Raw genomic sequence first — 24209 nt, forward strand, 5'->3', positions numbered from 1 at the left:
CTCTGCAGACAACCGGAGAGCTCCTGGAGACGGCTGAGCCGCCAAGGCTCAGCAGCGGATGACAGCGGATGACAGCGGATGACAGCGGATGACAGCGGATGACAGCGGATGACAGCGGATGACAGCGGATGACAGCGGATGACAGCGGATGACAGCGGATGACAGCGGATGACAGCGGATGACAGCGGATGACAGCGGATGACAGCGGATGACAGCGGATGACAGCGGATGACAGCGGATGACAGCGGATGACAGCGGATGACAGCGGATGACAGCGGATGACAGCGGATGACAGCGGATGACAGCGGATGACAGCGGATGACAGCGGATGACAGCGGATGACAGCGGATGACAGCGGATGACAGCGGATGACAGCGGATGACAGCGGATGACAGCGGATGACAGCGGATGACAGCGGATGACAGCGGATGACAGCGGATGACAGCGGATGACAGCGGATGACAGCGGATGACAGCGGATGCTGCAGCGACCGAAGTGAGGGCCTGGCACCCAGCCGGTATGGAACCGGTAAAAAGCCGCCTTTTCAACCGGCAGAAAACCGGATCAACAAGTATCAGCGCTCTGCAACGCTCGCGCAACAGCTGCTCCTGGCCGTCTCTAAATTCCGCCGTTTTCCGGGGCTATCGGACAGGAATGATACAGAACATCAGACAGTGTTACAGTGGCTCAGACAGGAGCAACAGACAGCACCTGCCTGTATCAATTCAGCGCTCTTTCAGGGACAGTAGCCTGCTGGGACAGCTGTACAAGAGGAATCTTCTTCTTACCTACACCTTCATTCTACTTCATAATAGCCATCAACAGCTAATTTGGCCGTTTTTCTGCTCTGTTCAAGTATTATTCCCTTTGCTGCGTGGCCAAAAATTGAGACAAATGAATTGCCCACTTTTTGGCCACGCAGCAACTGCTTGCAGTTGCTGCTACAGCCTGTATCGATATTCGGGCGTTTTAGGGGATAAGCATGTTAACTTATTTCAGGGCTAAGGCGGTTAACTGATTTACCAGTTTAGAGGTATATTCGAGTTTATCACTTATCTGTCTTGTGCAATGAAAAAAAGGGATGTGTTTTTGTTTGGAGCTGGAGCTGTGATAGGTTGGAAAGGCCCTACAACTAACTATTTAACAGAGCGGGTGAGAAAGACTGGGCATAAAATAAAATCAGGCCAGTACATCACAGATATAATCTATCAGGCGCTGGTAGAGGTATGTAAGCTTAAGAAAGATGAAGTGAATTTTGAAACCATCATCAGTGTAGTGGAAGAGTTGATTGTCTATTACACTGGCTTTTCGGGCTCTGAGAGTAAATTGTCACTCACTTCCCCTTTTCTTTCTCCCTCCGCTCTACTCAATGATATAATACATATTGAGAGAAGAGAGAATGAAGGGGAACAGCCAACCAACATTAACTATAAATATAGACTGATATTTGAGGGCGATGCTGCACCAGAACAACACATTTTAAGAGGCCTGCTTACAAAAATTATCTCTCAAATTATGGCTGATGTCCTAGACTATAGCTATTATTCTGTTTCAAAAAAAGTCATAGTTGAAAATGAAGCGAACAAGCAGCTGAACGATGCTTTTGCCAGATGGATCAAAGCCAGTCTTTACCCAGAGAGGGTAGCCAGGATCTACACGTTAAACTATGACCGCCTATTTAAAATCGTCTTAGAAAACCGGGGGGTGCCCCTTTTTGAAGGATTTACAAACACTGGGGCAGCCATTGAACCGAATGCGTATCATAGACCAGATTTAAAGCGTCTATACGAGCATGACTTCTCTTGCCATTACAACCTGCATGGCTCTGCCAGTTGGCATGTAAGTTCATTGAATAGACAGAATATGCCATCACATGAGTATTTTCTGGCGATTAACGGCCCATTAATTACAGGAAATGGAGATGTGGCAACTGTTCAAATTGAGAAAGGAAAAAACATCATTTTGACGCCCATCATAACAGGTTATCAAAAAGCACAAAAAACAGCCATTACCCCTTTCAAACAAATGCAGGCAGCCTTTGACAAAGACTGTATGTTTGCCGATAACTTATTTATAGTAGGCTACTCTTTTGGAGATGCTCATATAAATGAATCAATTCGGAATGCTTTAAAAGAAAACGAGGAACTTCAGGTAACAATTGTTGACCCTAACTTTATTAAGGGAGATATGTATGGCAAACTCTGGGAAGACTTGTTTTCACATACAAATTATGTTCCTGAGCCTATGTGTACAGACCAACAAGGCAGGGATTTATATTCTTGCCTGAAGGGGCGAATTAGAGTGTATACCAAATTCTTTGCTGATTTTTTAAAAGAAGTCGCCCCTTTAGAATAATCGGGTGTTTCTTTAGCTTACCTGTTCAGCCTATAACACGCACACATAATTCATGTTCATATATGGCACAGGTAGTCAGGGCCAAATGCGGACAATTTTCTTTTTTTGTCACGGTCCTTGCTGAACATAAGGGTCCTTATTCGACTTCTTTTTTAGCTATTCTTGTCTTGCGCACATCATAAGGATTCCTCATTTCTGATACTCTATCTTAGAAATTGGCTGATCGCATTTAATCAAGCCACACTCATCTTGTACTCCTTGTACCGCGCCTCTGCCTGCTCCATCACCTCGTCCAAAATCTCCTGCAGCTCGGCTTTTACTTTAAAGCGCAGCACCTTTTTCACGGCAAGTTGCAGCTGGGCTTTGGTGTCGTCTTTTTTGTACCAGTCGGGTTGGGAGGCGCTTTTCTTTACCTCGGCCAGTATCTTTTTTACCAGCTCTTTTATGAGTTCGAAGTCCTGCAAGGCGTTGGGGTGTTTTGCCAGTATTTCATAAAAAGCTTCTTCCTCTTCGGTAAGGCCCAGCTGGGTGCGGCGCTGGTCTTCCTCCTGCATTTCCCTTGCCACCTCGCGCATCTTCTCCATGGCAATCAGGCTGTCGAAAAAGTGGTTGTGATAGTGGGCGATTATCTTTTCTACTTCCTCTTTGAGCTTGCGGTACTTCACCAGGTTTTTGCTGGAGCGTACTTTTATCTCGTCATTCATGATTTGGCGCAGGAGCTCCAACTTCAGTTCGTTGCCGGTCTTCTGTTCTTTGGCGGTTGCCAGGAAATCGTCGTTGATGATGGAGATGTCGAAGCGCTCGATGCCCGCCATCTGGAACACGTCCACCACCTCCTCGCTTTCGATGCTGCGGTGGATGAGGTCCTTTATCTGGCCCTGTGATTTCTTGATGTTGGTGGTCGGGTATTTTACTTTGCGCACGGCTGCGCCTATGTGCTGGAAGAAGATTAAGTCCAGCGCGATGTTGTTGATGTTGTCGTGGCTCTTGACGATAGGAGCGAGGCTGCTGAGCTTCTTCTCGTTCAGCATAAAGGCTTTGCACTCCTCATCATCAGCCACGATGTAATTGGTGGCCTGGCTTACCAGCTTCATCTTGTCCGGTGCTGCCAGCGCGGGCCAGTTGCTGTACGAGAAGCCATCCGGCAGCTGCTCCTGCAGTAGCTCAATCACCTCCTGCGTCAGCGAGAAAGCCTCTTCCATATCAAAAGCTACTTTGCCCTCGCCACCTGCCGAGGTATACTTCTTGGTGGCGTCGCGGAGCCTATCGCCGATGCCGATGTAGTCTACGATCAGGCCGCTGGGCTTGTCGCGGAAAACGGTGGCGACGCGGTTCACGGCCTGTATCAGGTTGTGGCCGCTCATTACCTTGTCTACATACAGCGTGTGCAGGGCGGGGTTGTCGAAGCCGGTGAGCCACATATCGCGCACGATCACGATTTTTAGCTTGTCGTCCGGGTTTTTGAAGCGGCTTTTCACTTCTTCCATCGCTTCCTTGGTACGCACGTGCGGGTTCCACTCCGGCGGGTCTTTGGCGATGTTGGTGGTCATGATGACAGCTATTTCCGGGCAGCCTTCCAGTGAGGTCAGGGCATCGTAGAGCTTCACGCAGTTGCGGCGGCTCATGCACACCACCATGGCCTTTCCTTCCAGGCTGTTGGCGCGGTTGGTGTAGTGCTGCAGGATGTCTTTGGCGATGGCTTCCACGCGCTCTTTGGAACCGGCGGCGTCTTCCATGGCGGCCCACAGTATCCGGTTACTGTCGCTCTCTTCCAGACCGCCGGTTATGGCCTCGGCTTCTTCCTCCAGCAGCGCATTGCCCAGGTGCAGCTTGGCCAGGCGCGGCTCGTAGTAAATCGGCACCACGGCTTTGTCTTCTGTGGCCTGGCGGATGTCGTAGGTATGGATGATGTCGCCGAAAACGGCGACGGTGTCGGCGTCTTTGCTGTCGACGGGGGTGCCGGTAAAGCCGATGAAGAAGGCTTGCGGCAGGGCGCGGCGCAGGTTATTAGCGAAGCCCTGCACCAGGCCGTACTGCGTGCGGTGGCACTCGTCGGCAATCAAAATCACGTTGTCGCGGGTGCTGAGGACGGGGGGCTCCAGCTCGCGGCCGTTGGCGTTGTCTTTCAGGTTGAACTTCTGCACGGTGCTGAACACCACGCCGCCGCCTTCGCCGCTGAGCAGGGCCCGCAGCTCGTCGGTGGTGTTGGCGATGCTCACGTCGCCCACCAGGTCTTTGGCGGCCACGAAATCGTCAAAGAGCTGGCGGTTCAGGTCGAAGCGGTCTACCTGCACCACAATGGTGGGGTTCTTCAGCTCGGACAGCTGGCGCAGGATGCCGGTGTAGATGGCCATGGTAATGCTTTTGCCGGAGCGGGTGGTGTGCCTTACCACGCCAATGCGGCCGTCGCCGTAGGGGCGCACGCTCTTCAGGGTTTCCTGCAGGGCTTACTGTATGCCGAAGAACTGGTGGTACTTCGCGCCTTTCTTAATGAGCTGGCCCTTGTCGAGCTCATGGAAGATTAAATTGTTATTATTGAATTGAACTTAATAACTTAGAACCGAAAATTGCAAACACCGTTACTGCGGTTCTATTGAATAATACAATTTCATGATAAGAGAAGATAGACAAAAGCTTAAATATTTAGTCGATGCACTTGTAAAAAGTTTAGACTTGATTGGTACATCTTTCAACAAAACTGAACCAGGTATAAGAAAACATACGATCTTAGATTTACTCTTTAGGATTAGATGTAATCTTACTGGGATTTCAGAATTATTAAAATTTTGGCCCGAGTCAAATGCCTTTCAACCGCCAATTTCAAACTTGTATAGGACCGTTGTTACAGATCTTATCACATTGCTTTATTTTTTAACTTTTTATGATGATAAAGAGTCATTCATTAATGAGCTTTTTGTTCTTAATAGAAAATACATTAAATCAATTGAAAGGTATATCAACAACCTTCACACAGAGATGCTTACCTCTACACCCGAAGAAATTGAAGCTGAGAAGCAGAAACAGAGAGGTCAGTTGTATGGTAACTCTGACGAACAATTATTTTACGAGGGGACATTTAAACTAAAAACTCCAAAAGACTTAAGAAAATCAAGCAATCCTGAGCTTTTTAGAAAAATAGAGAATATGAGTACTGACCTTGGAGATACACAAATGTTTGAACAGATAAGCCTCCATCCATTAACTCATTGGTATAGCCAAATTTTTAATTTATATAAGTATTTGTCTCAACACCAACATTATTCCACATCAGGCAGATATATAGCCACTTTTCCGCCCGAAATAGAATTAAAGCAGTGGTTGCTTTCAACCACACATTCGTGGGAAATTTTGATAAGGCTAGCAAGATTTTTTGAAGTTGAAAGTGCTATACAACAGCTTGAAAATGTAGAAGATGTAATTACTGATTTTCGTAGTATATAGGTAACGCTGTTTTTTCTGCTAAAAAAATAATAACATTTGGACTATTTAACTAACCTAATTCTTTCTGGTGCACATCTTCATAGGCGATGGGGTAGAAGTGGTTCCGGTGTCGTCTTTCCAGGTTTTGCTTATGCCTTTGCTAAGCTTGAGGTGAAAGGCGTGGTTGCTCTGGTGTACGTCACTGCCTTTGTTGAAGAGGAACTCCTGCTTTAGTTCGGCCACCAACTCTTGCGGTACCTAGCAATTAGCGGAGCTAGAAAGGCTCAAACACCTCATCATGTAAGACTTTGCTCAAGTCGCGTTTCAGCACGGAGCCGGGTTTATAAGTATAGGGCTCTAACTCGCATAGTTGTAATAAAGGTTTATTTGTAACCTTCAAAAAATATAATCCAGCTATTCACTGTAGTTACTCAAGATTTAAGTGTTTTTCAATTACTTTACCTGCAAGAAAAAGGTAAATTACAGAAGCACTTTGTACTAAAGATTCTAATCTTGGAATCCAATCCTCTAGTGATTCAAAATCTAATGAAAATTGTTTTACATTATTAGCATTCATTTCATCATAGGGGAAAAAATTCTTAAAACTGCTTAGCATTAATCCAATGAGTTCAGTTTTCTCATTATCATTTTCGAACAAAAACTCTCCTTCACTACATTTGCCAGCGTAAGTACCATACAAGTTAATGGCAATCTGTAATTTTTTATTTGCTACTAAACTTATTTTTTTAACATGATTTCGAAGAACCTCATGGCCGAGCTGGTTTAACTCTTTTTCCTCAATAACTTTCAGTTGGACAAGATGATATACTAATTGATAAACAAAACTAATGCATTCTGTCATTTCAGAAAGCTCATTTAGGCTGTCAATGTTCTTGCTCCAACTCCTTACCTGATATTTTTCTATAACTTCATCATCAATGTCATGTGGTAAAAGATTGAACTGCTTAAGTTCTTCAAACGTCTTTTCGGCTAAATTGTATGATTTAAATTCGTGCCATTTTGTAGATAAAGATTTACCCTTGATGAGGGGCACAACATAAAATGAAGGATAATAAGTATCTATCAAAAGGCGTTTTAGAGAAGCATATTCTGGTTTATTAATAACTGCATATACTGTATCATATACTTCTTTTAGAATGCTAAGGCTTTCTATAGGAGTATTTGTATCTGCAATTATTATACATCTGTTGCTATTTTCTGAAAACTCCACTGTAAAGCTAGCATTAGTACTTCTGCCAAGTTTCTTGAATTCAGAAGAAAACCTTTTCTTGAAAGATATATGGATTTCTGCGATGTGGTTTAAAGCAATCTTTTCAACATTGCCTTTTAAAAAATTACTAGTATAGATATACTGTTTCCATAGGAAGCATAAAGCAGAAATTAGCTGGTGCTCGTTCCTTTCTAGCTGATGAACTAAGCTTTTATCAACGAATTTGGAGAAATGTTTTCTGAAACTTACCTGGTACTTTTCTAAAATTTCAAATGATTTAAATAGATTTCCCACCAATGATACTCTTGCATAATCAGGGATATCATTTACATCCTCTTTTAACTCTTCCTTTAAACTTCTATATAATACTGTTCTACTTTGAATTATAAAATTTTCTGTTGACCGTGAAAACTCTGTATGTAATTTTATAAAATCATCATATTTTCTTACAGCGAGTGTCTGCCTATTGTCACTATTCCTTTTAAGTTCTTCGCCATTACCTTGAACACTGGCTAAAGATGACTTTGTGTACTTGCTGCCACCGTCACCATAGTCACCAAATTCATCAATGACCACTTTTGGCATAGAAGGACTAGTATTCTTCTTTATTTCGACTTCATGATGAACTTCAAAATCTTGTATGAATTTAACTAATGTTTGGTAGTTCTTTTGATTGTGGAAACTAACTAAAGAGTTTTTAAGCTTTTCAAGAATCTTGATATAAGTTTTACGCTGATTAATTATTTCTTCAACATATAATTTCCATGAGTTTGGCCTTTTTTGGAAATTGAAGAGGTTAATATAAGTTGAGTTAATTTTGACCAATGGCTTTAAAGGAACACTACTCTTCGATATTTTCTTGACAGAGGAATCATGTTGGTCAGGTAAAAATGAAGAACTCTGTCCGTAACCTTTTGTGCAAAAGTATTCATTTTCAGGAAAGGCAAGCCGCAGAATATCTATTATTTGAATTGATTTGGCATGTAAAAGATCGCTTTCTTCTGTGTCTGTTTTCTCATCTAAAATATCGAAAATGTATTCTACTGATACTCTATTATCTGCTTCATCTAAGGAAACAATATTGAATTGAGAGTATAGTCTTGCTAGGAATATTTGTTCAACTTCATTAGCATAATTTTTTGTGTCTATACTAAATCGCTTTAATGAATATAGTAAAGACGCTAAAACTGGTATCGGAAAGTTCATAAAGGCTAATTGAAGTTTGGGAACTTCAATATTGAATTTTATATTTTTGATATTTAGATAATCTAACCAAAATAAGAAATACCCAAACGACTGCCACTCAACTTCAATATTTGGTGTGGGCTCAATTTTATGAACAGTGTTAATCCATTTTTTGCAGTATGCTAAAACTTCTCCTTTTTCAGTGAATTTTTGATTTATCGATTTTGCGTACTGCCGCTGTTCCTCAGTGAAAAAGATAGAGTTTTCCATTAAGCTTTCACCATTCATAGCATTGACAAAATCAAAGTTTGCTACTACAATCCAAGCTGAGCCGTAGTTTGAATAAATCTCGTTTAGAAGAAGCTCATTTTTAGATATATAATCATCAATACCTTTCCATAAGAGGCTTTGAAATATTTGAAAATAAGCTTGCCAAGATTTGGGAGTAAAAGTTGTTAGCTTTTTAACCAATAAATTTGGATCAACTAGTGCTTTTTTGAAAGCATTACGAAGAAAATTAAATATGGTACTATCTTCAATGACAGGAACGGCTCTAATAGCATATTCAGAAGAAGTATGAAGTTCATCGTTAAATAGTAAAGATACAATAATCATAGATCTTACTGGATGTAAGCCTGTAATTGTAGTGTTATCAATGGAAACTTTGACTAAGTACTCTTTTTGTAATAAATTTATAATATAACTAATCTCATCGTCTTGGAGTAAAGAGGAAATTTCTTTCAGTTTTATACTTGCTCCATAAGCATCTGCTAAAGTGACATATCTTAAAAGCTTAATCTTCTGTTTCTCTATTAAACTATCGTAAGATTTTTCTCTAATTATTTCTATTTGTGATTTAAGCTTCTTTGTTATGCTTTCACCCTGTGTTATTAGATACACGAATTCTAGTAGCGGCCCTTTTCCACCAAAGCTATACCACGCATCTTCAAAGTCTACAAAACGAAGATCTGAATTGAAATTGCTAAGTGAATTATAGATTAATTTAGCTTCTTCTATCTCTAATTTCAGCTCTATTTCTGAGAACTGAAATTTATCTCCTACATTTATTGTGTTCCAATCCTCTTCACGTAAAGTAACTAGAAAATTAAAGTTCTTTTTTGAAGCTAATTCTTCTATAACGCTTATCCATAAGTTGTTTCCAGGTTTTACATCTAAATAAATAGTTAATGGGAAACCTATCCCTTTTGAAATTCCTTCAAGAGCATCAACTAATTTATACAATGTAATAGAATCTGCTGGAGGAAATAATTCAAAAACAGTAGAATTATTAGCGAAAACCCTAAGATATCGGTATGCTAATGTGCTTTTGCCTTGGCCAGAAGCGCCATGAACAAAAACTATATTTGATTCTTCAAATTTGCTGTGTAGTAATCTTAATTTATCCTTTCTAAGGACATCAACATTTGCTATGATATGTTTGTAGGTAGCAGAAACCCCTTTATAAAAATCTGATCTAAGTAAGCTTACATCTTCCGCTTCAAGATCTGGAAGCAATGGCCGAATCAAAGAGCCATAAAATTCGCTAAAGTTTAATCTTTCTGATAAAAATTTACTGATTTTAAGCAAATGATCCTTAAGTACACTACAGTTTATTTCGAGTTGTTTCTCCGCCGAGTTATAAATCCAGTAAATTAGTAATTCTAAGGTTGTCTTTATATCAGAAAATATTTCAAGCTTTTCGATTGAATCTATAATGTTCTGTAGTAATAAATCCTCACCTACTACTTGAAAAATGAAATTTTCACGTAAAATATTGATCTCTGTATCAGATAGCTTTAGTCGTTTTAACTTGGTGACGAAGCCTTGCGAGAACGTGCTCTTACTTAGTTCTTTTATATCCTCATTCACTACTCCAAAAGAAACCAAATGGATTTTAGGGCTGTTTCCTAGTGCATGTGCTTCTAAAGCTCTTTTTAAAAATGAAGTACCTTTCGAAGAGAGAACATTAGATAAAGTTAGCTTTTCGCTGAGAGCCTTAATTTGGATAATCTCGATTAAGTTGTTTTCCAGATCATAAATATCTAAATCCTCAAATTTGCCTTCAGGTGCAAACTTGGCTTCATTACTATTATGATTTAGTATTCTGAAGAGTGAATAGAGAAACTGAAGCCTATATCCCTTTAAAGCACTGAGAGCTCCTATGTTGTTGTTCATATCATAATATACTTTTTCACTCTAATAAAGAATTTGGTGAATTTCAATTTTTTATCAAAGTGATGACAGATTTGCTGATATAATTGTCAAAGTGAAATTTCTGCCCATTGGTATCAAAGACAAATATCAAAGAATAAAGAGTGTATTAGAGTTGAGCTTCAGATCAGGGAAGTAGTTCTCCAAAAGTTAGTTCACCAACTTCACTTCGAAGGAGAGGTTGCGCAGCAGCAGGTTCATTTTGCAGAGGCGCAGCGTGCCTTCGTAGCGCTCCTGCCCGTAAATGGAGATGTCATTTTTGTCCGCGCCGTGCGCCTGCAGAAACTTAAGGCTCTGCACAAACATACCGCCCGAGCCGCAGGCCAGGTCCATGATGCGGCCTTTGAGCGGCTCCAGCATCTCCACGAGCAAACGCACCACTGAGCCCGGCGTAAAGAACTGCCCCGCACCGGAGCCTTCGGCCATGGCAAACTTGCCGATGTAGTACTCATACACGCGGCCATATATGTCGGATTCCGGGTTGTTTATCTCGGAGAACTTCTCTTTGGAGAACAGGTTGATGAGCCCCGCCACCTGCGTGGGGGAGAGCTGGCTTTTCACGAAAATAGGCTCCAGCACGCCTTTATAGTCGGGGTTGCGCTTGGCCAGCAGCTCGTCGAGCAGCACAAAGGCCTGGTCCACCTTCACTTTGATGTCGTCCTGCTCAGCGTTCTCGCGCAGGTATTCCCAGGTGGCTTCGCGCGGCAGGCGATACACGTTCTTTACCTGGTACTCCAGCTCGTCTTCCAGCACCAGGGCCAGTTGCTGTTGCTGTTCTTCCGGGGAGAGAGACGCAAAATATTGCGTCTCTACGGGGTCATCTAAAAAGGATTGCTGCAGTTCCTGCTTACGCAGTTCGTAGCGCTCGGAGAGGTGCTTCACAAACAGCAGCGAGAGCACGTAGTCTTTGTACTGGTTCTCGGCTACCGCGCCGCGCAGTTCGTTGGCGGCGTTCCAGAGTTCGTTTTCAAAATCGATGTCCGCCCTGGGTTTGGCGGCAGGGGTAGTGTTTTTAGCCATGTATGTACTTGGTGTTTGTACGTAGGAGTAAGGTAATGAAATTACAGCTAAGAGTAGAGGAGATGATATAGAAATATTCAAATATGCTATAAAAAGAAAGCCTCACAGAATTATGCTTCTTTAAGGCCTTTATTGCTTTGATGTTTTCTGAACCAAGGCTATAGATAATCTGCAATGTCTTCGCCTGTTTCTACGGTTGAGTCTATATCACAGATTGATGCTTTACAATTGATATCAGTTAGCATTTGTTTGGTCTTCAATGCACCAGCTCTTCCTCGTTGGTGCATATCAGGGATTATATATACTTGTTTGTGCTTTAGTGCTTTTGCTTGGTCTCTGGTGAGCTTATTCGCACCGCCAGTGGCTAGCCAAACATATTGCGGAAACATAGCATAGCAAACAACTGCGGTCTTCTCGCTTTCAACTAAGAAAATTGGAACATCCGCTTTATAAAGGTGTAGTTGAAACTCACCATATATGCAGTATAGATACCCTTCGGCATTTTTTAAGTGCATTGGAGAGCATTGGCCTTTATAGCTATCTTCCTTCATTTGCACACGATGGCCATCTGGATTATAGAACATCCTCTTTAATTTCCTGTAATTGTCAGAACTGTCTTTATACCAGAACAGGGTACCACCTTGCCGACAGGTTCCAATGGAGAAGTAGCTTAAAAGCTCTTTAGCTTGATCTGGGAATTTAGCCTTCAGCCATAAAGCAAAGTTGTTATGGTTATATCCCTTCAACGTACATGCGACTTTTATAGGATCTACAAATTTTAGCTCTGGCTGAGGCTTAATCTGGATTTTAGTCCATTCTGCTTCACCAAAGTCGTTAGTGTTTTTGTCCGGGTGAAAGGTAATGCCACAGCTGAAGCAATAGCCTTTTTTGTCGTGAACTTGCCCATTGATCAGGAAAGGAGCGAATTTGCCGTCGTGGTTGCCGCGACCGCACGGGCACAGCGGTGCCAGCCTGTAGCGAAGTACAGGTTTAACAAACTCAAATTTCATATAATGTATATTAGTGTAGGGGGACTTTAATTTAATTTTCCCCGTCACTTCGTCACTACTTATAAGTGTAGATGGGCCGGTCCAGTGACCAAGTGACAAGAAATCTGTGTTAATGTTATGGGGTGTTAATAAAGCATTTTAATGTATGCTGATCCATTGCGCAGTTCAAAAGGGGCGTTTTTACCGCCAGTCTTCTTTCCAGGAGCAGTAACATCCCCTTGGCACAGAATCTTTTTATGTTTAGTATAAGTTCTGATCCACCCTTGGAATTTTCTTTTGTTAAAATCCTTGTCTTCATAGAAGTCAGCATTCTGGAATAAGAACCTTTCCTTCAATGCGTTTACATCATGCTCCACATTGTATTCTTGGGTGTCCATGAACGCAACAAATTCTTCTGAAGTAGTTTGTAGCAATGCTCTCTCTTCATAATTCACACGTACTTCCTGTAGCCCTTTTTCTAAATAGAGCTGTAGGCAACTTAACATGAAGTTGTCAAAGCGGTTCCACTCTTCTTCATCCCACTCAAACAAAGGCTTACCAAACTCTTCTTTGGGCTTGGGGTTGTTGAGGTAATGGTCAGAGAATTCTACAATGTGCCTTCTGCGGTCATAGCTGTTACCATAGCCGCCAATCACATAATTTGTTGTAATCAACCATTTAGGAGAGTCCTCAAAAGGAATGGTAAAAGCTGCTTGTCCCTTGCCTTCCACCGTTAGGGAATTTGTTATGTTGGTGAATATGTGCTCTAAACTGAAATTTTCCTGCACATCATCCAGCAGGCATATTTGTGTGTCTAAATTTATACCCTGGTAAGCAAAGGACTTATCAATGTTGTAGCCTTTGCCGCGGTACCAGACACTCTTCATTTTTTCTATTCCTTTAGCGATAAGACTTTTGCAGGTGCCGCCATTGGCTTCACCTTTCTGCGAAATCTGCTCATCCACGAAGATGATGGCTTTTGTCTGAGCCTGATCCTTGTGGGAGTGGAGCAAGTAGCCTAAGGCGCTGCGCAAACACTCAAAACGCTTCGTGTCTTTGTTAGAGATATTGAAGGCTAGCTGGCCAAAATCTCCAGTAGTGTTGGCTTCATTTAAAAAGAAGTTTCTCGCCTTTTGTTGGTTCTCCCAAATGTGCCCCTGAAGATTGCTATAATCAGCATAGGTAACCGCATCTTTGGTAACTCTAACAAAGCAGTTTTTATAAAAGATATAACCTTCATCCTTGGTATCTCGCAGGTATTTCGGCTTTAGCTCTTTTATAAAAGACAAGTTAGCCTCATTTAAATATGTTGAAGCTGCCTTATATACCTTCTCCAGTAAGTCATAGCGTGTTACCCCGTTTTCTTCATCCAGATATAGTGGCAGGCTTTCAATATGATTTCGTACAAAATCCTTGATATGATCTATGGTGACAGCTTTTATGATGTTATTTTCTACTCTTACAAATAGCTTTAGCTTATCCTGGTAAAGCTTATGAAAACCATTTATCTCCAGAAAATTAATGAACAGGGACTGCTTTAATTTGATGTGTGGAGCCTTTTGACCTATTTCCCAGAAAATTCCATCTTTAGGCTCTTCTTGTGTGGATAGCTGCTTTACTGCCTCTTTTAGCTTTTTGCTGATAAATACCTTGTTTGCCCGACGCTCTTCGGATAAACCTTTTGTGCGGTTAGATTGAGTTATATTAAGTTCCATGTTCTAACAGCATAACAGGTGAAACTTAAACATAATAGCCCAACCTGGCCATTGTATTGCATCTTGGTAAATCAGGGATAGGAGTATACAAGAGTCTTTAGTTGCGCGTGCAGAGATGATGTGCATTATTTGATCCAGCACAAGAAGTTCAGTTAGTGATTCTTTCATAACTCTTACTTCTTAAGTCTGCGGAAAGAGCTGGCTTTAACATCAAGTTCTTGAGTAGTCAGCTTGCGGCCACCTTTCACCCATTCAGTCAATTCTGCTTTTGAGAAGTAAAGCCTGTTCCCCTGCTTATTTACAGGTACTTCTCTGCGTCGGACTTTACCATATAAAGTTTCCTTTTTTAAACCGAGAAAAGCAGCGGCTTCGTCAATGTTTAGCAGTTGGTCGTTTTCAGATTGTGGGTAAAACGAGGAGTTACTGCCGAAGTAAGCACTAAGTTCTTCTCTTAGAATGTTCCTAATATCAGGAATAGTGAGAAGAGTTAAAGCGATGTTTGATAAGTTGTGATGCATGTATCTTTTTAGGTTAGTAGATAATGCAAAACTGAAGCAAAAATCAGCCAAAATACTCTGACCTCTGACTATTATAGAGTTTTCAGAGTCGTCAGAGTATGCTAGCTTTCATTTCCAAAATCAAACCTTTGAGCTCCGACCTATATTCATTTGCACGAAGACTTGTAGAATAAATGGTGCTCTTCGCAATATTAAGCCCTTGGAATTTATCATTTAGAAGTTTCGTAAGGAGATCCGTACTTTGTGATGATCTAATAACATTAGCTCTTTCAAGTTCCTCTTGCCATACGATCACAATCCCCTTTAAATTGCCGATATAGAAGTTATTATCATCTATAGCCGCTGGCTCTATTTGCCTTAAGATGTTTATACTTGCTTCAATATACCTGCTGTCATAAAACAGATCTTCAAACTTTCTATTGACTTCAGGACCATTCAGCGCATCATCTTTTGAGGCAATTTGCTGATCTAGTGCTACAAAATCGGGAAGGAAAAATTCTGGGTTCTTTACAACTATGCACCAAGCTTTATACAGCTTCCCAACTTGCATGCCGTAGTAATACATATATTCGGAGAGATAGGCGTCATGCTCTTCCTTATCTTCAGACTCAACTGTAGGGAATAAATAAATGTCTTGAGTTACTTCATTTATGATGAGCTCTTTCCTGTTTTCAGGAGTGTCAATGAAAGGTATAAAATCAAATTTGCTTCCCTCTAAAACACCCTCAACATATTTATCAAAGAATGGAATAGTATAGCTACCAGTTCTTTTGTAGTGTTCTTCATAAGCCTCATTTAAAATCGGAACCAGCTTACCATCAGCAAGGCGCTTAGCTTGAAATATTAGCTCTCCATAAGCACCACGCGTAACCCTTTGATGAATTGGTGTTGGTAGTGGTTTAGTGCGTGGCAATAGTTTCTCAAATGGATTTGATATTATGGACATAAAGCATACTATAGTTCAAGTCTTATTCTATTGGCTGCCTCTCTCTTTGCTTTATCCACAACTTTAGCATAGATCTGCGTTGTCTTCAGCTCTCTATGGCCTAGAAGCTTTGAAACAGTGTAAATGTCAGTGCCTAGTGATAATTGCAAAGTGGCGTAAGTGTGCCTAAAGCAATGGAATGTGATGCTTTTGTTTATGGTAGCTTTCTTTATCCAGTCCTTCAGAATATTATTGTTAGATGCTGAATATTCTAAACCTTTGAATACAAGATCTGTTGGTTCGCCTCGTTCACCTGTTAATTTCATGGCATTTTCAGGAATGGGTAACACTTCTACACCCTTTGTCTTTTGCTGCCTGAACTGGATGTAATATCCCTCCGCATTACTTTGCTGTAATTCAGACCATAATAACTTTTGAATATCAGAGAATCTTAAGCCAGTTAAAGCTGAAAATATTGCAGCTCGTTTCATAATTGGCAGTTCACACTTTGTGTTATAAAGCCTTTGCAACTCTTCTAAAGTAAGATATTCCCGGTGCGTTTCTTCTGGTTTGATACTTTGTACTTTTACATTTAAGTCTGATTGCAAATACCCCTCCTTGTAAGCTTGCTTTAGGGTTGCTTTGAACTTGTTGAAGTAAGAAACAGCTGAGTTTCTCGACAATGGTTTCTTTTCTTTACTACGCTGACTTGGAGCGGTCAAAATAAAGTTCCGGTACTCATTACAGAGATTACTATTAAGTTCTGATATTTTTAACCCCTCATTAAAGAACTCCTCAATATAGTAGATTGAGCTATTCCAATTGTCGCTGTTAGATCCAGTTCGCTTTTTTGCCTCTTCTTTGTAATAATCTATAAACTGTGTGCTTAATTTCTTTTTGTGAAGAAACCCATACTGGCCATTCTGTACCTCAATTTGACGTTTTGCTCTTATGTTTTCTGCAAGAGCTTTTGTCTCCTTGTTATGCTCTTTATCAAGCGAGGCCTTTGGCTTGTCATAAATGTAAAGACTTAGAAATTCACGGCGTGTAAGCTTTCCTGTTTCTGGATGGGAAATAGGAGGGTAATAATCTAAGTACAGCGTTTGTCGGCCTTGCGATATCGGTTTACCTCTTAGTTTAACCTTTGTCATTTGATAGTGCTGCTGTTGGGTTTAGAATGCGGTTAATCTCCATTTTGGGTACATAAGCAAAAATTCCTTTCTTCTGCTTAGGAATTTGGTTTCGATTGATAAGCTCATGAAGGGCTTTTTCTGAAATATTGTAAATGTTTTGCACCTCTGATAAGGTGTAGCAATCATCTATTGAGATTTGTTCGCTGGCTGACCTTATTTTGTTAGTTACCAAAGGCTGACTTTGCTCGAAAAGCTTATCAAGATTAGCGCGCTTCAAGATAGCTCGCCTTCCAACTTTTAGAGCCGTTAGTTCATTTGCCTTTATAGCTCTCCAAACAGTCCAGCGGCTAAGGCCTAGTAGCTGACAAGTTTCTGATATACTCAAAAACTCTTTTGCCCCCAGTTCTACAAGTGGCTTCAGTTTAACAGCTTTGGTCTGTTCATTACTTGCTTCGATCTTTGTTTTTTTCTGCCTCGCTTTGTAGGCCCGTTTTGCACAGTTGTCGCTGCAGTATTGTGTTACTGTTGTCTTAGCAATAAAGTCGTTACCGCATTGTTGGCAGACTCTTTCTATTCTTATGTTAGAACTCATGTTGCTGTTTGTAGCTTTATGTTGCCAAAGGTAGCTACATGTTGCTATATGTTGCAAAATTTCTCCCTAAAAATATTTGAGGTACAAATAAATGAAATATAGGTACAAGTGAGGTACAAAAATAGTAAGAATGAATGCTTAAACGAGCATTACCAAATATCCCTTAGTGGAACTAAAAAAGCCTCTATAGTAGATTTATAGAGGCTTTTAGTGTATATTTAATATGTATTAATTGTGACTGTTTACTTCCCGATGCAAAACTTTGTGAAAATGTTATCCAGCAGGTCATCCGTAGTGATTTCCCCGGTTATCTCACCTAAGCTATAGAGGGCGCGGCGGATGTCGGCGGCGACCAGGTCGTTGCTGATGCCGAGGGCGAGGCCCTGCAGCACGTCGTAGAGGGCTGCGTAGGTTTTGTTCAGGCTGTCGACGTGGCGGAGGTTGGTGACGATGGTCTGGCTCCGGGTGTTCAGCCTGCCCAAGTTCACTTTCTCTACCAGCGCCTGCTTCAGGTCCTCCAGGTGGGCTCCTTCGGCGGCGGAAATGGTGACCAGGCCTGCTATGCTTTCAAAGGCAGCCACTTTACCGGCCGGGGCACGGTCTATCTTGTTGGCGACGGCCACCAGCGGCAGTTTCTTCGGGTTGAGCCTGTCCAGTTCTTCCTGCACTTCGGCAGCGGTTACTTCGGTTATATCGAACAGGTAAATGATAAGCGACGACTGGCTGAGTTTCTGCATGGTGCGCTCCACGCCCATGGCCTCCACTTTGTCGGTGGTTTCGCGGAGACCGGCCGTGTCGATGAAGCGGAAGGTGATGCCGCCGATGTTGATTTCATCCTCGATGAAGTCGCGCGTGGTGCCCGGCACATCCGACACGATGGCTTTCTCCTCGTTCAGCAGCTTGTTCAGGAGCGTGGACTTGCCGGCATTCGGCTTGCCCACAATTACGGTCGGTACGCCGTTCTTGATCACGTTGCCCAGTTCAAACGACTTCAGCAACTCCCGGATGATCTGCTGGATATTGCTGATGAGCTGGCGCAACTGGTCGCGGTCCGCAAACTCCACATCTTCTTCGCCGAAGTCCAGCTCCAGTTCTATCATGGAGGCAAAATGCACCAGCTCGCCGCGCAGGCGCTTGATCTCCTGCGAAAAGCCACCGCGCATCTGCTTCATCGCCACCTCATGCGAGAGAGCGGAGTCGGAGGCAATCAAATCGGCCACGGCCTCGGCCTGGGCCAGGTCAAACTGCCCGTTCAGGAAAGCGCGCTTGGTGAACTCCCCGGCATTGGCCAGCCGGGCACCGTGCTTCAGCAGCAGTTTCACGATTTGCTGCACAATAAAGTCGGAGCCGTGGCAGGAGATTTCCACCACGTTCTCTTTGGTGTAGGAGTGAGGAGCCACAAAAAGTGAGACCAATACCTCATCCAGCACCTTTTCTTCGTCGCGGATGGTGCCGAAGTGGATGGAATGGCTGGGCTGCTTCGTCAGATCCTTTCCCCTGAAAACAGCGTTGGTGATGGTAATGGCCTCCGGGCCGGATAGCCGGATAACGGCGATGGCGCCCACGCCGGGAGCGGTGGCCACAGCCACGATGGTATCGGTATTGTGGAACTTATTAGTCAAGGTAAATCTGCTTTTGCTTCCGCAAATTTACGGTTTTAATAGTGGATATGATAGCGGAAGTGAAGCTGAGATGTCTGGCTTTGTGCGGTACCGGGTCCAACCACCCCTGCCCCTCCTGGGGATGCAAGGGGTGGTTAAACACTCTTTAGATGCGTATTGCTTTTACTTCGTCTGCTTCTCAAACTCCGGCCATGTCATTTTCAGGTGATAATCTTCACCAAAGTATTTCAGTATCTGCGACATGTTCTTCGCGTCGAGGTAGCCGGGCACAGGCGTCAGCATATTGAGCTCTTCGTCCAGAAAAACGGTAGTGGGGAAGCTCATCTGCCCGTTCAGCAACGCCACCGCCAGTTCATGCGCTCTGTAATCGGGCTTGAAGTCAAAGGTCCGGCCTTTGAGGGTAATCGGCTTTTCGCCCTCGGCATCCAGCTTCACCGCGTAGAAATTCCTGTTGATATGCGCCACCACCTCCGGGTCAGTGAAGGTGTCCTTGTCCATCTTTTTGCACCAGCCGCACCAATCGGTATATACATCTACCAGCACTTTGCGCGGCTCCTGCTTCAGCTTTTCTTCGGCCTGCTCTATGGTGAGCCACTGGATTTTAGCGGCAGGAAGCGTCGCCGCGGTTAAATGAACCGGAGCGGATGCCGATACAGTTGCCGGGGCTACGGCCGTGATGGGGCGATGGCCTATATAGGCGAAGGGCAGCGATAAGAGCAGCAGGGCGGGGAGGTTTTTCTGTAGCATGGACTGTTTCAGTTGATGATAAGTAAAAGGGCACAGGTATCAGGATACCAGACTTATATATAGCTGTCGCTGATTTTCAATAAGTACGCTGACAAAATTAACCTGCACTATCCTTAAAATTACCATATATAAGTCACCTGAAAATCAACAATATATAGCATAAGAAGTCTTGTGCCTTGATACCTGTGTCCTTTTACTAAGTTATGATATAGGATGCTTTGACGGGTGGTGCAGGTTCATTTTATATAGGCACTTGTTTCTACAGGCTGCTAACGCAACAACCAGCCTAACCGGTAAAGTTCAGCGGAGGCGACATACGGAATCAAAGATATATCAGGATGAAGAACATAAGCAAGCAGGTGATATATCCCCGGCGTAAGTTAAACTCTCCGGGTGTTAAATCCATTTTCATGCCGCTTTTCTGCTGGCCGTTAAACGGAGCCGGACATATGCTTGTCAGGCTTATATATATATCCGGAACCGGTATATGGGCTGCGTCATATGATGAGCACCGGAATACGGACGGCGTGGCGGACGGCGTTGATGGTGGTGCCCAGGATGAGGTCTTTTACCATCCGGTGGCCGTGCGAGCCCATCACTAGCAGGTCAGCGTCGAAGGCTTTCACCAACTCCGGTATTTTGCGTTTCGGGTTGCCGAAGCCGAGCTCTGCCTGCACCAGATAGCCTTTGCTGCGCAGGTCGCTGGCGTAGCGTTCCAGGTTATCCCGGTCAGAGCTGGTCTCGAAGTCGCGGATATCGCGGCCCATCATCAGGGCGCCCGCCGTTTCCACCACATGAATCAGCAGAAACGTTGCTCCCGGCGCACCTATGGTTAGGGCATTGTGGAGCACGTGCTGGTCTGCGTCCGAGAAATCGAGCGTCACCGCGATGCGGCGGTAAGAAGGCTTTTCCACCCCCTTGTACTGCACCGGCTGGTAGTGCTTTGGAAGGGCGTGGCTTTCACGCGCACCCGAAATGAAAGGCTGCAGGAGGATATACAGGAGCAGCGCGGTACAGGCTATGGCCACCGGTACCACCGTCAGCCATATCACCAGCGGGTTCTCCACTTCTGTGAGCCATTCTGCCACCTGGTCCCACACCAGCTTTGCGTTCAGCGTGACGATGGTGGCGGCGATGAGCCAGGCACCCGTCTTCAGCCACGGGCCGATTACGAACTCGCCCATGCGCTGCCTGTTGCTGACGAAGTGTATCAGCGGGATAACGGCGAAGCCGAGCTGCAGGCTCAGGATTACCTGGCTCAGCACCAGCAGTTCGCCTGTCTGGTCCTCGCCGAAGTAGATGATAACGAACAGGGCCGGTGCCACCGCCAGCAGACGCGTGATCATGCGGCGCAGCCAGGGCTGGATGCGCAGGTTCAGGTAGCCTTCCATCACAATCTGCCCGGCCAGCGTGCCGGTCAGGGTGGAGCTTTGGCCAGCGGCAATCAGGGCAACGGCAAACAGCACCGGCGCCCACTTCGTGCCCAGCAAGGGCTCCAGAAACTGGTGCGCGTCGCTGATCTCGGCCACGTTGAAATAACCGTTTTTGTAGAAGGCGGCGGCAGCCAGGATGAGGATGGCGGCATTCACGAAAAGGGCCAGGTTCAGGGCCACCGCCGAATCGATGAAATTATATTTGATGGCACTCCAGATGCCGGCAGGAGTACGTTCGATCTTACGGCTCTGCACCAGCGAAGAGTGCAGGTACAGGTTGTGCGGCATCACGGTGGCGCCAATAATGCCGATGGCTATATATAAGGCGTCGCTGTTGGGAATGGAAGGCACAAGCCCCGACACCAGCTCGCCCATGTCCGGTTTCGCAAAAATCATCTCCAGCACAAAGGCCCCGCCGATGATGCTGACCAGCACGAGGATGAAGGCCTCCATCTTGCGCATGCCTTTGTTGATGAGGAAGAGCAGCAGGAACGTGTCGAGCACCGTGAGGCACACGCCCCAAAGCAGCGGGATGCCGAACAGCAACTGCAGGCCAATGGCCATGCCCAGCACTTCCGCCAGGTCGCAGGCGGCGATGGCGATCTCCGCCAGAATGTAAAGCGGGATGTTGATGAACTTCGGGTATGACTCGCGGGAGGCCTGGGCCAAATCTTTGCCCCGCACCACGCCGAGGCGCGCGCTCAGGCTCTGCAGCAGAATCGCCATGATGTTCGACATCAGCAGCACCCAGAGCAGCTTATAGCCAAACTGGCTGCCGCCCGCAATGTCGGTGGCCCAGTTGCCGGGGTCCATATAGCCTACGCTCACGAGGTAGGCCGGGCCAAGAAAGGAAAAAAGCTTCCTCCAGAAACCGGTGCGGTTGGTCGTGTCCACGGAGGAGTGGACCTCCTCCAAAGATTTTGTAGCTTCCTGTTTTAACATATAGGGTGCATGCTATTGCAGTAATTTTGAATGAGTGAATGAGTGAATGAGTGAATGAATGAATGGGCTTGGCTAAGGACTGGTATATAGCTGTTGTCTCCTCTGTTATATATGGTGCATTCAGTTATTCAGAAGTCAGTTATTCAATATTCACTCATTCACTCACTCACTCATTCAAAATTAAAAGAGCCTCCCGCAAAGCTTTATCGGATCATCCGGGAGCACAAGCTATATATGGATGGTGGGAGGGGAAGGCATATGGACAGCAGGCAGAAACACGCAGCCACCATGCTACGCCGATATAAAGATGTTCCGGGACACTTCGCTTGATACCAGCAACTGCCGCTCGTCCTCCAGGCTTATCTCCATCGAGTTATCATAGGCAAAATGGTCTAATACCTTGATCCGGGTGCCCAGCGAAATGCACATCTTGTCGAGGTACTGCAGGAACAGCGGCTGCGAGTCGTTTACGCCCACCACCACACCGGCCTCGTCCACGGTCATCTCTGCCAGCAGCCGTTGCTTTTTCAGCTTCATCTCGCCGTTTTCGGAAGGGATAGGGTCTCCGTGCGGGTCGAACTGCGGGTGGCCCAGGAACTCGTCGAGGCGCCGGGTGAGCAGGGCCGAACTCACGTGCTCCAGTTCCTCGGCCACCTCGTGTACCTCGTCCCAGCTGAACTTCAGTTTCTCCACCAGGAACACCTCCCAGAGCCGGTGCCTGCGCACCACCTGCAGCGCCACCCGGTTTCCCTCCTCCGTCAGCGACACGCCCCGGTACTTTATATAATGCACCAGCTTTTTTGTGCTCAGCTTCCGGAGCATATCCGTCACAGAGGCCGCCTTGGTGTCCAGCGCCTCGGCAATGGCGTTGGTGTTCACTTCCTGCGTCCCGTTGGACGACAGTTTGAAGATGGTCTTGATGTAATTTTCCTCTGTAAAGCTGTGCACGTGCTTTTAAATTTTCAATGAGTGATTGAGTGAATATTAATTTTGAATAACTGACTTGTGAATAGCTGAATGCATCATCTATAACGGAGGATGCAACCGCTGTTTTAGTCTTTTGTAGGACCCATTCACCCATTCACTCAACCACTCATTCAAAATTACATTACCACCTGATAAGGGCGGAGGCCCAGGTGAAGCCGCTTCCGAATGCCGCGAGGCAAACCAGGTCGCCCTCTTTGATTCGGCCTTCTTCCAGCGCCTCGCTCAGGGCAATGGGCACCGAGGCGGCGGTGGTGTTGCCGTATTTGTGGATGTTGCTGAACACGCGCTCGGCGGGCAGGCCCATCTTCTGCTGTATATAGGACGTGATGCGCAGGTTCGCCTGGTGCGGAATCAGCATGTCGATATCTTCGGGCTTGTAGCCGTTATGCTGCAACGCCTCCTGTATAACCTCCGGGAAGCGGGTAACAGCATGCTTAAACACCATGTTGCCGTTCATATAGGGATAAATCTGGCCGCTGTCGATCATCTCGTGCGTGAGGCGGGCCTTTTTGTTGGAGCCGGGGTCCAGCACGGCCAGCTCTTCGGCAAACTCGCCGTCGGCGTGCAGGTGCGTCGACAGGATGCCCCGGTCACTGTTTTCCGAGGGCGTGAGTACGGCAGCCCCGGCCCCGTCGCCGAAGATCACCGACACCCCGCGGCCGCGGGTGGAGAAATCGAGGCCGCTGGAGTGAATCTCCGAGCCTACCACCAGCACGTTGTCGTACATGCCGGTCTTCACGAACTGATCCCCCACCGACAGGGCATATATAAAACCGGAGCACTGGTTGCGCACATCCAGCGCGGGTATCTCCTTCAGCCCCAGCTCCCGCTGCAACAGCACTCCCGAGCCCGGGAACACATAATCCGGGCTCAGCGTGGCGAAGATGATCATATCGATGTCTTTTGCCTCCAGCCCTGCTTTTTTCAAGGCTCTTCTGGCTGCCTCTGCGCCCATATTGGCCGTCGTGTCTATGCCTTCCTGGAAGTAGCGGCGCTCTACAATGCCCGTCCGCTCCCGGATCCACTCATCGGAGGTGTCCATTATCTTCTCCAGATCCTTGTTTGTGACCACCTGCTCCGGCACGTAATGGCCTACACCTGCAATTTTAGCGTTACGCATATAGCTTGTCTTTAATGTGATAAATATACAGCTTTAATTCTAAATTTAGATAAATCTAAAAAAT

Annotated in this window: 17 protein-coding genes; 3 read left to right on the forward strand and 14 right to left on the reverse strand. The window is 45.0% G+C overall.

The window, feature by feature from the left end; genetic code table 11:
• Positions 1-1068 precede the first annotated feature (1068 nt).
• The gene (locus GSQ62_RS20095; RefSeq protein WP_161891159.1) at positions 1069-2355 is read left to right on the forward strand and encodes an SIR2 family protein; all 1287 of its coding nucleotides are present in this window, start codon (positions 1069-1071) and stop codon (positions 2353-2355) included.
• Between the two features lie 233 nt (positions 2356-2588).
• On the opposite strand, the gene GSQ62_RS20100 is transcribed toward GSQ62_RS20095, so the two are convergent.
• Positions 2589-4799 carry a type I restriction endonuclease subunit R gene (locus GSQ62_RS20100; RefSeq protein WP_317164407.1) on the reverse strand — a complete coding sequence of 737 codons (2211 nt, stop codon included), beginning with the start codon at positions 4797-4799 and terminating at the stop codon, positions 2589-2591.
• A gap of 166 nt (positions 4800-4965) precedes the next feature.
• On the opposite strand from GSQ62_RS20100, the gene GSQ62_RS20105 reads away from it, so the two are divergent.
• A complete protein-coding gene (locus GSQ62_RS20105; RefSeq protein WP_161891160.1) occupies positions 4966-5796 on the forward strand; it encodes a hypothetical protein in 831 nt (276 codons plus the stop codon).
• Between the two features lie 36 nt (positions 5797-5832).
• On the forward strand, positions 5833-6009 hold the full coding sequence (locus tag GSQ62_RS20110) for a hypothetical protein (RefSeq protein WP_161891161.1): 177 nt from the start codon (positions 5833-5835) through the stop codon (positions 6007-6009).
• Between the two features lie 193 nt (positions 6010-6202).
• Here GSQ62_RS20110 and GSQ62_RS20115 read toward each other — a convergent pair whose 3' ends face one another.
• From GSQ62_RS20115 to GSQ62_RS20175, 13 genes are all read right to left on the reverse strand, one after another.
• On the reverse strand, positions 6203-10366 hold the full coding sequence (locus tag GSQ62_RS20115; protein ID WP_161891162.1) for a hypothetical protein: 4164 nt from the start codon (positions 10364-10366) through the stop codon (positions 6203-6205).
• Positions 10367-10552: 186 nt separating this feature from the next.
• On the reverse strand, positions 10553-11422 hold the full coding sequence (locus tag GSQ62_RS20120; RefSeq protein ID WP_237586849.1) for a class I SAM-dependent DNA methyltransferase: 870 nt from the start codon (positions 11420-11422) through the stop codon (positions 10553-10555).
• Positions 11423-11580: 158 nt separating this feature from the next.
• Entirely contained in the window at positions 11581-12432 is an 852-nt protein-coding gene (locus GSQ62_RS20125) for a DUF6371 domain-containing protein (RefSeq protein WP_161891163.1), read from the reverse strand.
• A 125-nt stretch (positions 12433-12557) separates the two neighbouring features.
• On the reverse strand, positions 12558-14126 hold the full coding sequence (locus GSQ62_RS20130; protein WP_161891164.1) for a hypothetical protein: 1569 nt from the start codon (positions 14124-14126) through the stop codon (positions 12558-12560).
• A gap of 173 nt (positions 14127-14299) precedes the next feature.
• A complete protein-coding gene (locus GSQ62_RS20135) occupies positions 14300-14644 on the reverse strand; it encodes a helix-turn-helix domain-containing protein (protein ID WP_161891165.1) in 345 nt (114 codons plus the stop codon).
• Positions 14645-14735: 91 nt separating this feature from the next.
• Positions 14736-15590: a hypothetical protein gene (locus GSQ62_RS20140; RefSeq protein WP_161891166.1), complete on the reverse strand. Its 855-nt coding sequence runs from the start codon at positions 15588-15590 to the stop codon at positions 14736-14738.
• Positions 15591-15598: 8 nt separating this feature from the next.
• Positions 15599-16720, reverse strand: a complete 1122-nt coding sequence (locus GSQ62_RS20145) for a site-specific integrase (RefSeq protein WP_161891167.1) — start codon at positions 16718-16720, stop codon at positions 15599-15601.
• Positions 16707-17294 carry a helix-turn-helix domain-containing protein gene (locus tag GSQ62_RS20150; protein WP_161891168.1) on the reverse strand — a complete coding sequence of 196 codons (588 nt, stop codon included), beginning with the start codon at positions 17292-17294 and terminating at the stop codon, positions 16707-16709. The genes GSQ62_RS20145 and GSQ62_RS20150 overlap by 14 nt, the downstream gene beginning before the upstream one ends.
• A 242-nt stretch (positions 17295-17536) precedes the next feature.
• On the reverse strand, positions 17537-18916 hold the full coding sequence (mnmE, locus tag GSQ62_RS20155) for a tRNA uridine-5-carboxymethylaminomethyl(34) synthesis GTPase MnmE (RefSeq protein ID WP_161891169.1): 1380 nt from the start codon (positions 18914-18916) through the stop codon (positions 17537-17539).
• Positions 18917-19078: 162 nt separating this feature from the next.
• Positions 19079-19663, reverse strand: coding sequence for a thioredoxin family protein (locus tag GSQ62_RS20160; RefSeq protein WP_161891170.1), 585 nt, complete (start codon positions 19661-19663; stop codon positions 19079-19081).
• Positions 19664-20160: 497 nt separating this feature from the next.
• A complete protein-coding gene (locus tag GSQ62_RS20165) occupies positions 20161-22038 on the reverse strand; it encodes an Nramp family divalent metal transporter (protein ID WP_161891171.1) in 1878 nt (625 codons plus the stop codon).
• Positions 22039-22329: 291 nt separating this feature from the next.
• Complete coding sequence (locus GSQ62_RS20170) at positions 22330-22986, reverse strand: metal-dependent transcriptional regulator (RefSeq protein WP_161891172.1); 657 nt, start codon at positions 22984-22986, stop codon at positions 22330-22332.
• 160 nt (positions 22987-23146) lie between these two features.
• Positions 23147-24145: a 3-oxoacyl-ACP synthase III family protein gene (locus tag GSQ62_RS20175; RefSeq protein ID WP_161891173.1), complete on the reverse strand. Its 999-nt coding sequence runs from the start codon at positions 24143-24145 to the stop codon at positions 23147-23149.
• Positions 24146-24209 lie beyond the last annotated feature (64 nt).

The sequence above is a fragment of the Pontibacter russatus genome (genome assembly GCF_009931655.1).
Lineage (GTDB): Bacteria > Bacteroidota > Bacteroidia > Cytophagales > Hymenobacteraceae > Pontibacter > Pontibacter russatus.

Excerpts from the sequence above, each read along its gene's own strand:
- GSQ62_RS20115 (WP_161891162.1), bottom strand. The coding sequence starts at position 10,366 with ATGAACAACAACATAGGAGCTCTCAGTGCTTTAAAGGGATATAGGCTT.
- GSQ62_RS20095 (WP_161891159.1), top strand. The coding sequence starts at position 1,069 with ATGAAAAAAAGGGATGTGTTTTTGTTTGGAGCTGGAGCTGTGATAGGT.
- GSQ62_RS20175 (WP_161891173.1), bottom strand. The coding sequence starts at position 24,145 with ATGCGTAACGCTAAAATTGCAGGTGTAGGCCATTACGTGCCGGAGCAG.
- GSQ62_RS20150 (WP_161891168.1), bottom strand. The coding sequence starts at position 17,294 with ATGAGTTCTAACATAAGAATAGAAAGAGTCTGCCAACAATGCGGTAAC.
- GSQ62_RS20165 (WP_161891171.1), bottom strand. The coding sequence starts at position 22,038 with ATGTTAAAACAGGAAGCTACAAAATCTTTGGAGGAGGTCCACTCCTCC.
- GSQ62_RS20130 (WP_161891164.1), bottom strand. The coding sequence starts at position 14,126 with ATGGAACTTAATATAACTCAATCTAACCGCACAAAAGGTTTATCCGAA.
- GSQ62_RS20125 (WP_161891163.1), bottom strand. The coding sequence starts at position 12,432 with ATGAAATTTGAGTTTGTTAAACCTGTACTTCGCTACAGGCTGGCACCG.
- GSQ62_RS20105 (WP_161891160.1), top strand. The coding sequence starts at position 4,966 with ATGATAAGAGAAGATAGACAAAAGCTTAAATATTTAGTCGATGCACTT.
- GSQ62_RS20135 (WP_161891165.1), bottom strand. The coding sequence starts at position 14,644 with ATGCATCACAACTTATCAAACATCGCTTTAACTCTTCTCACTATTCCT.
- GSQ62_RS20120 (WP_237586849.1), bottom strand. The coding sequence starts at position 11,422 with ATGGCTAAAAACACTACCCCTGCCGCCAAACCCAGGGCGGACATCGAT.
- GSQ62_RS20160 (WP_161891170.1), bottom strand. The coding sequence starts at position 19,663 with ATGCTACAGAAAAACCTCCCCGCCCTGCTGCTCTTATCGCTGCCCTTC.
- GSQ62_RS20140 (WP_161891166.1), bottom strand. The coding sequence starts at position 15,590 with ATGTCCATAATATCAAATCCATTTGAGAAACTATTGCCACGCACTAAA.
- GSQ62_RS20145 (WP_161891167.1), bottom strand. The coding sequence starts at position 16,720 with ATGACAAAGGTTAAACTAAGAGGTAAACCGATATCGCAAGGCCGACAA.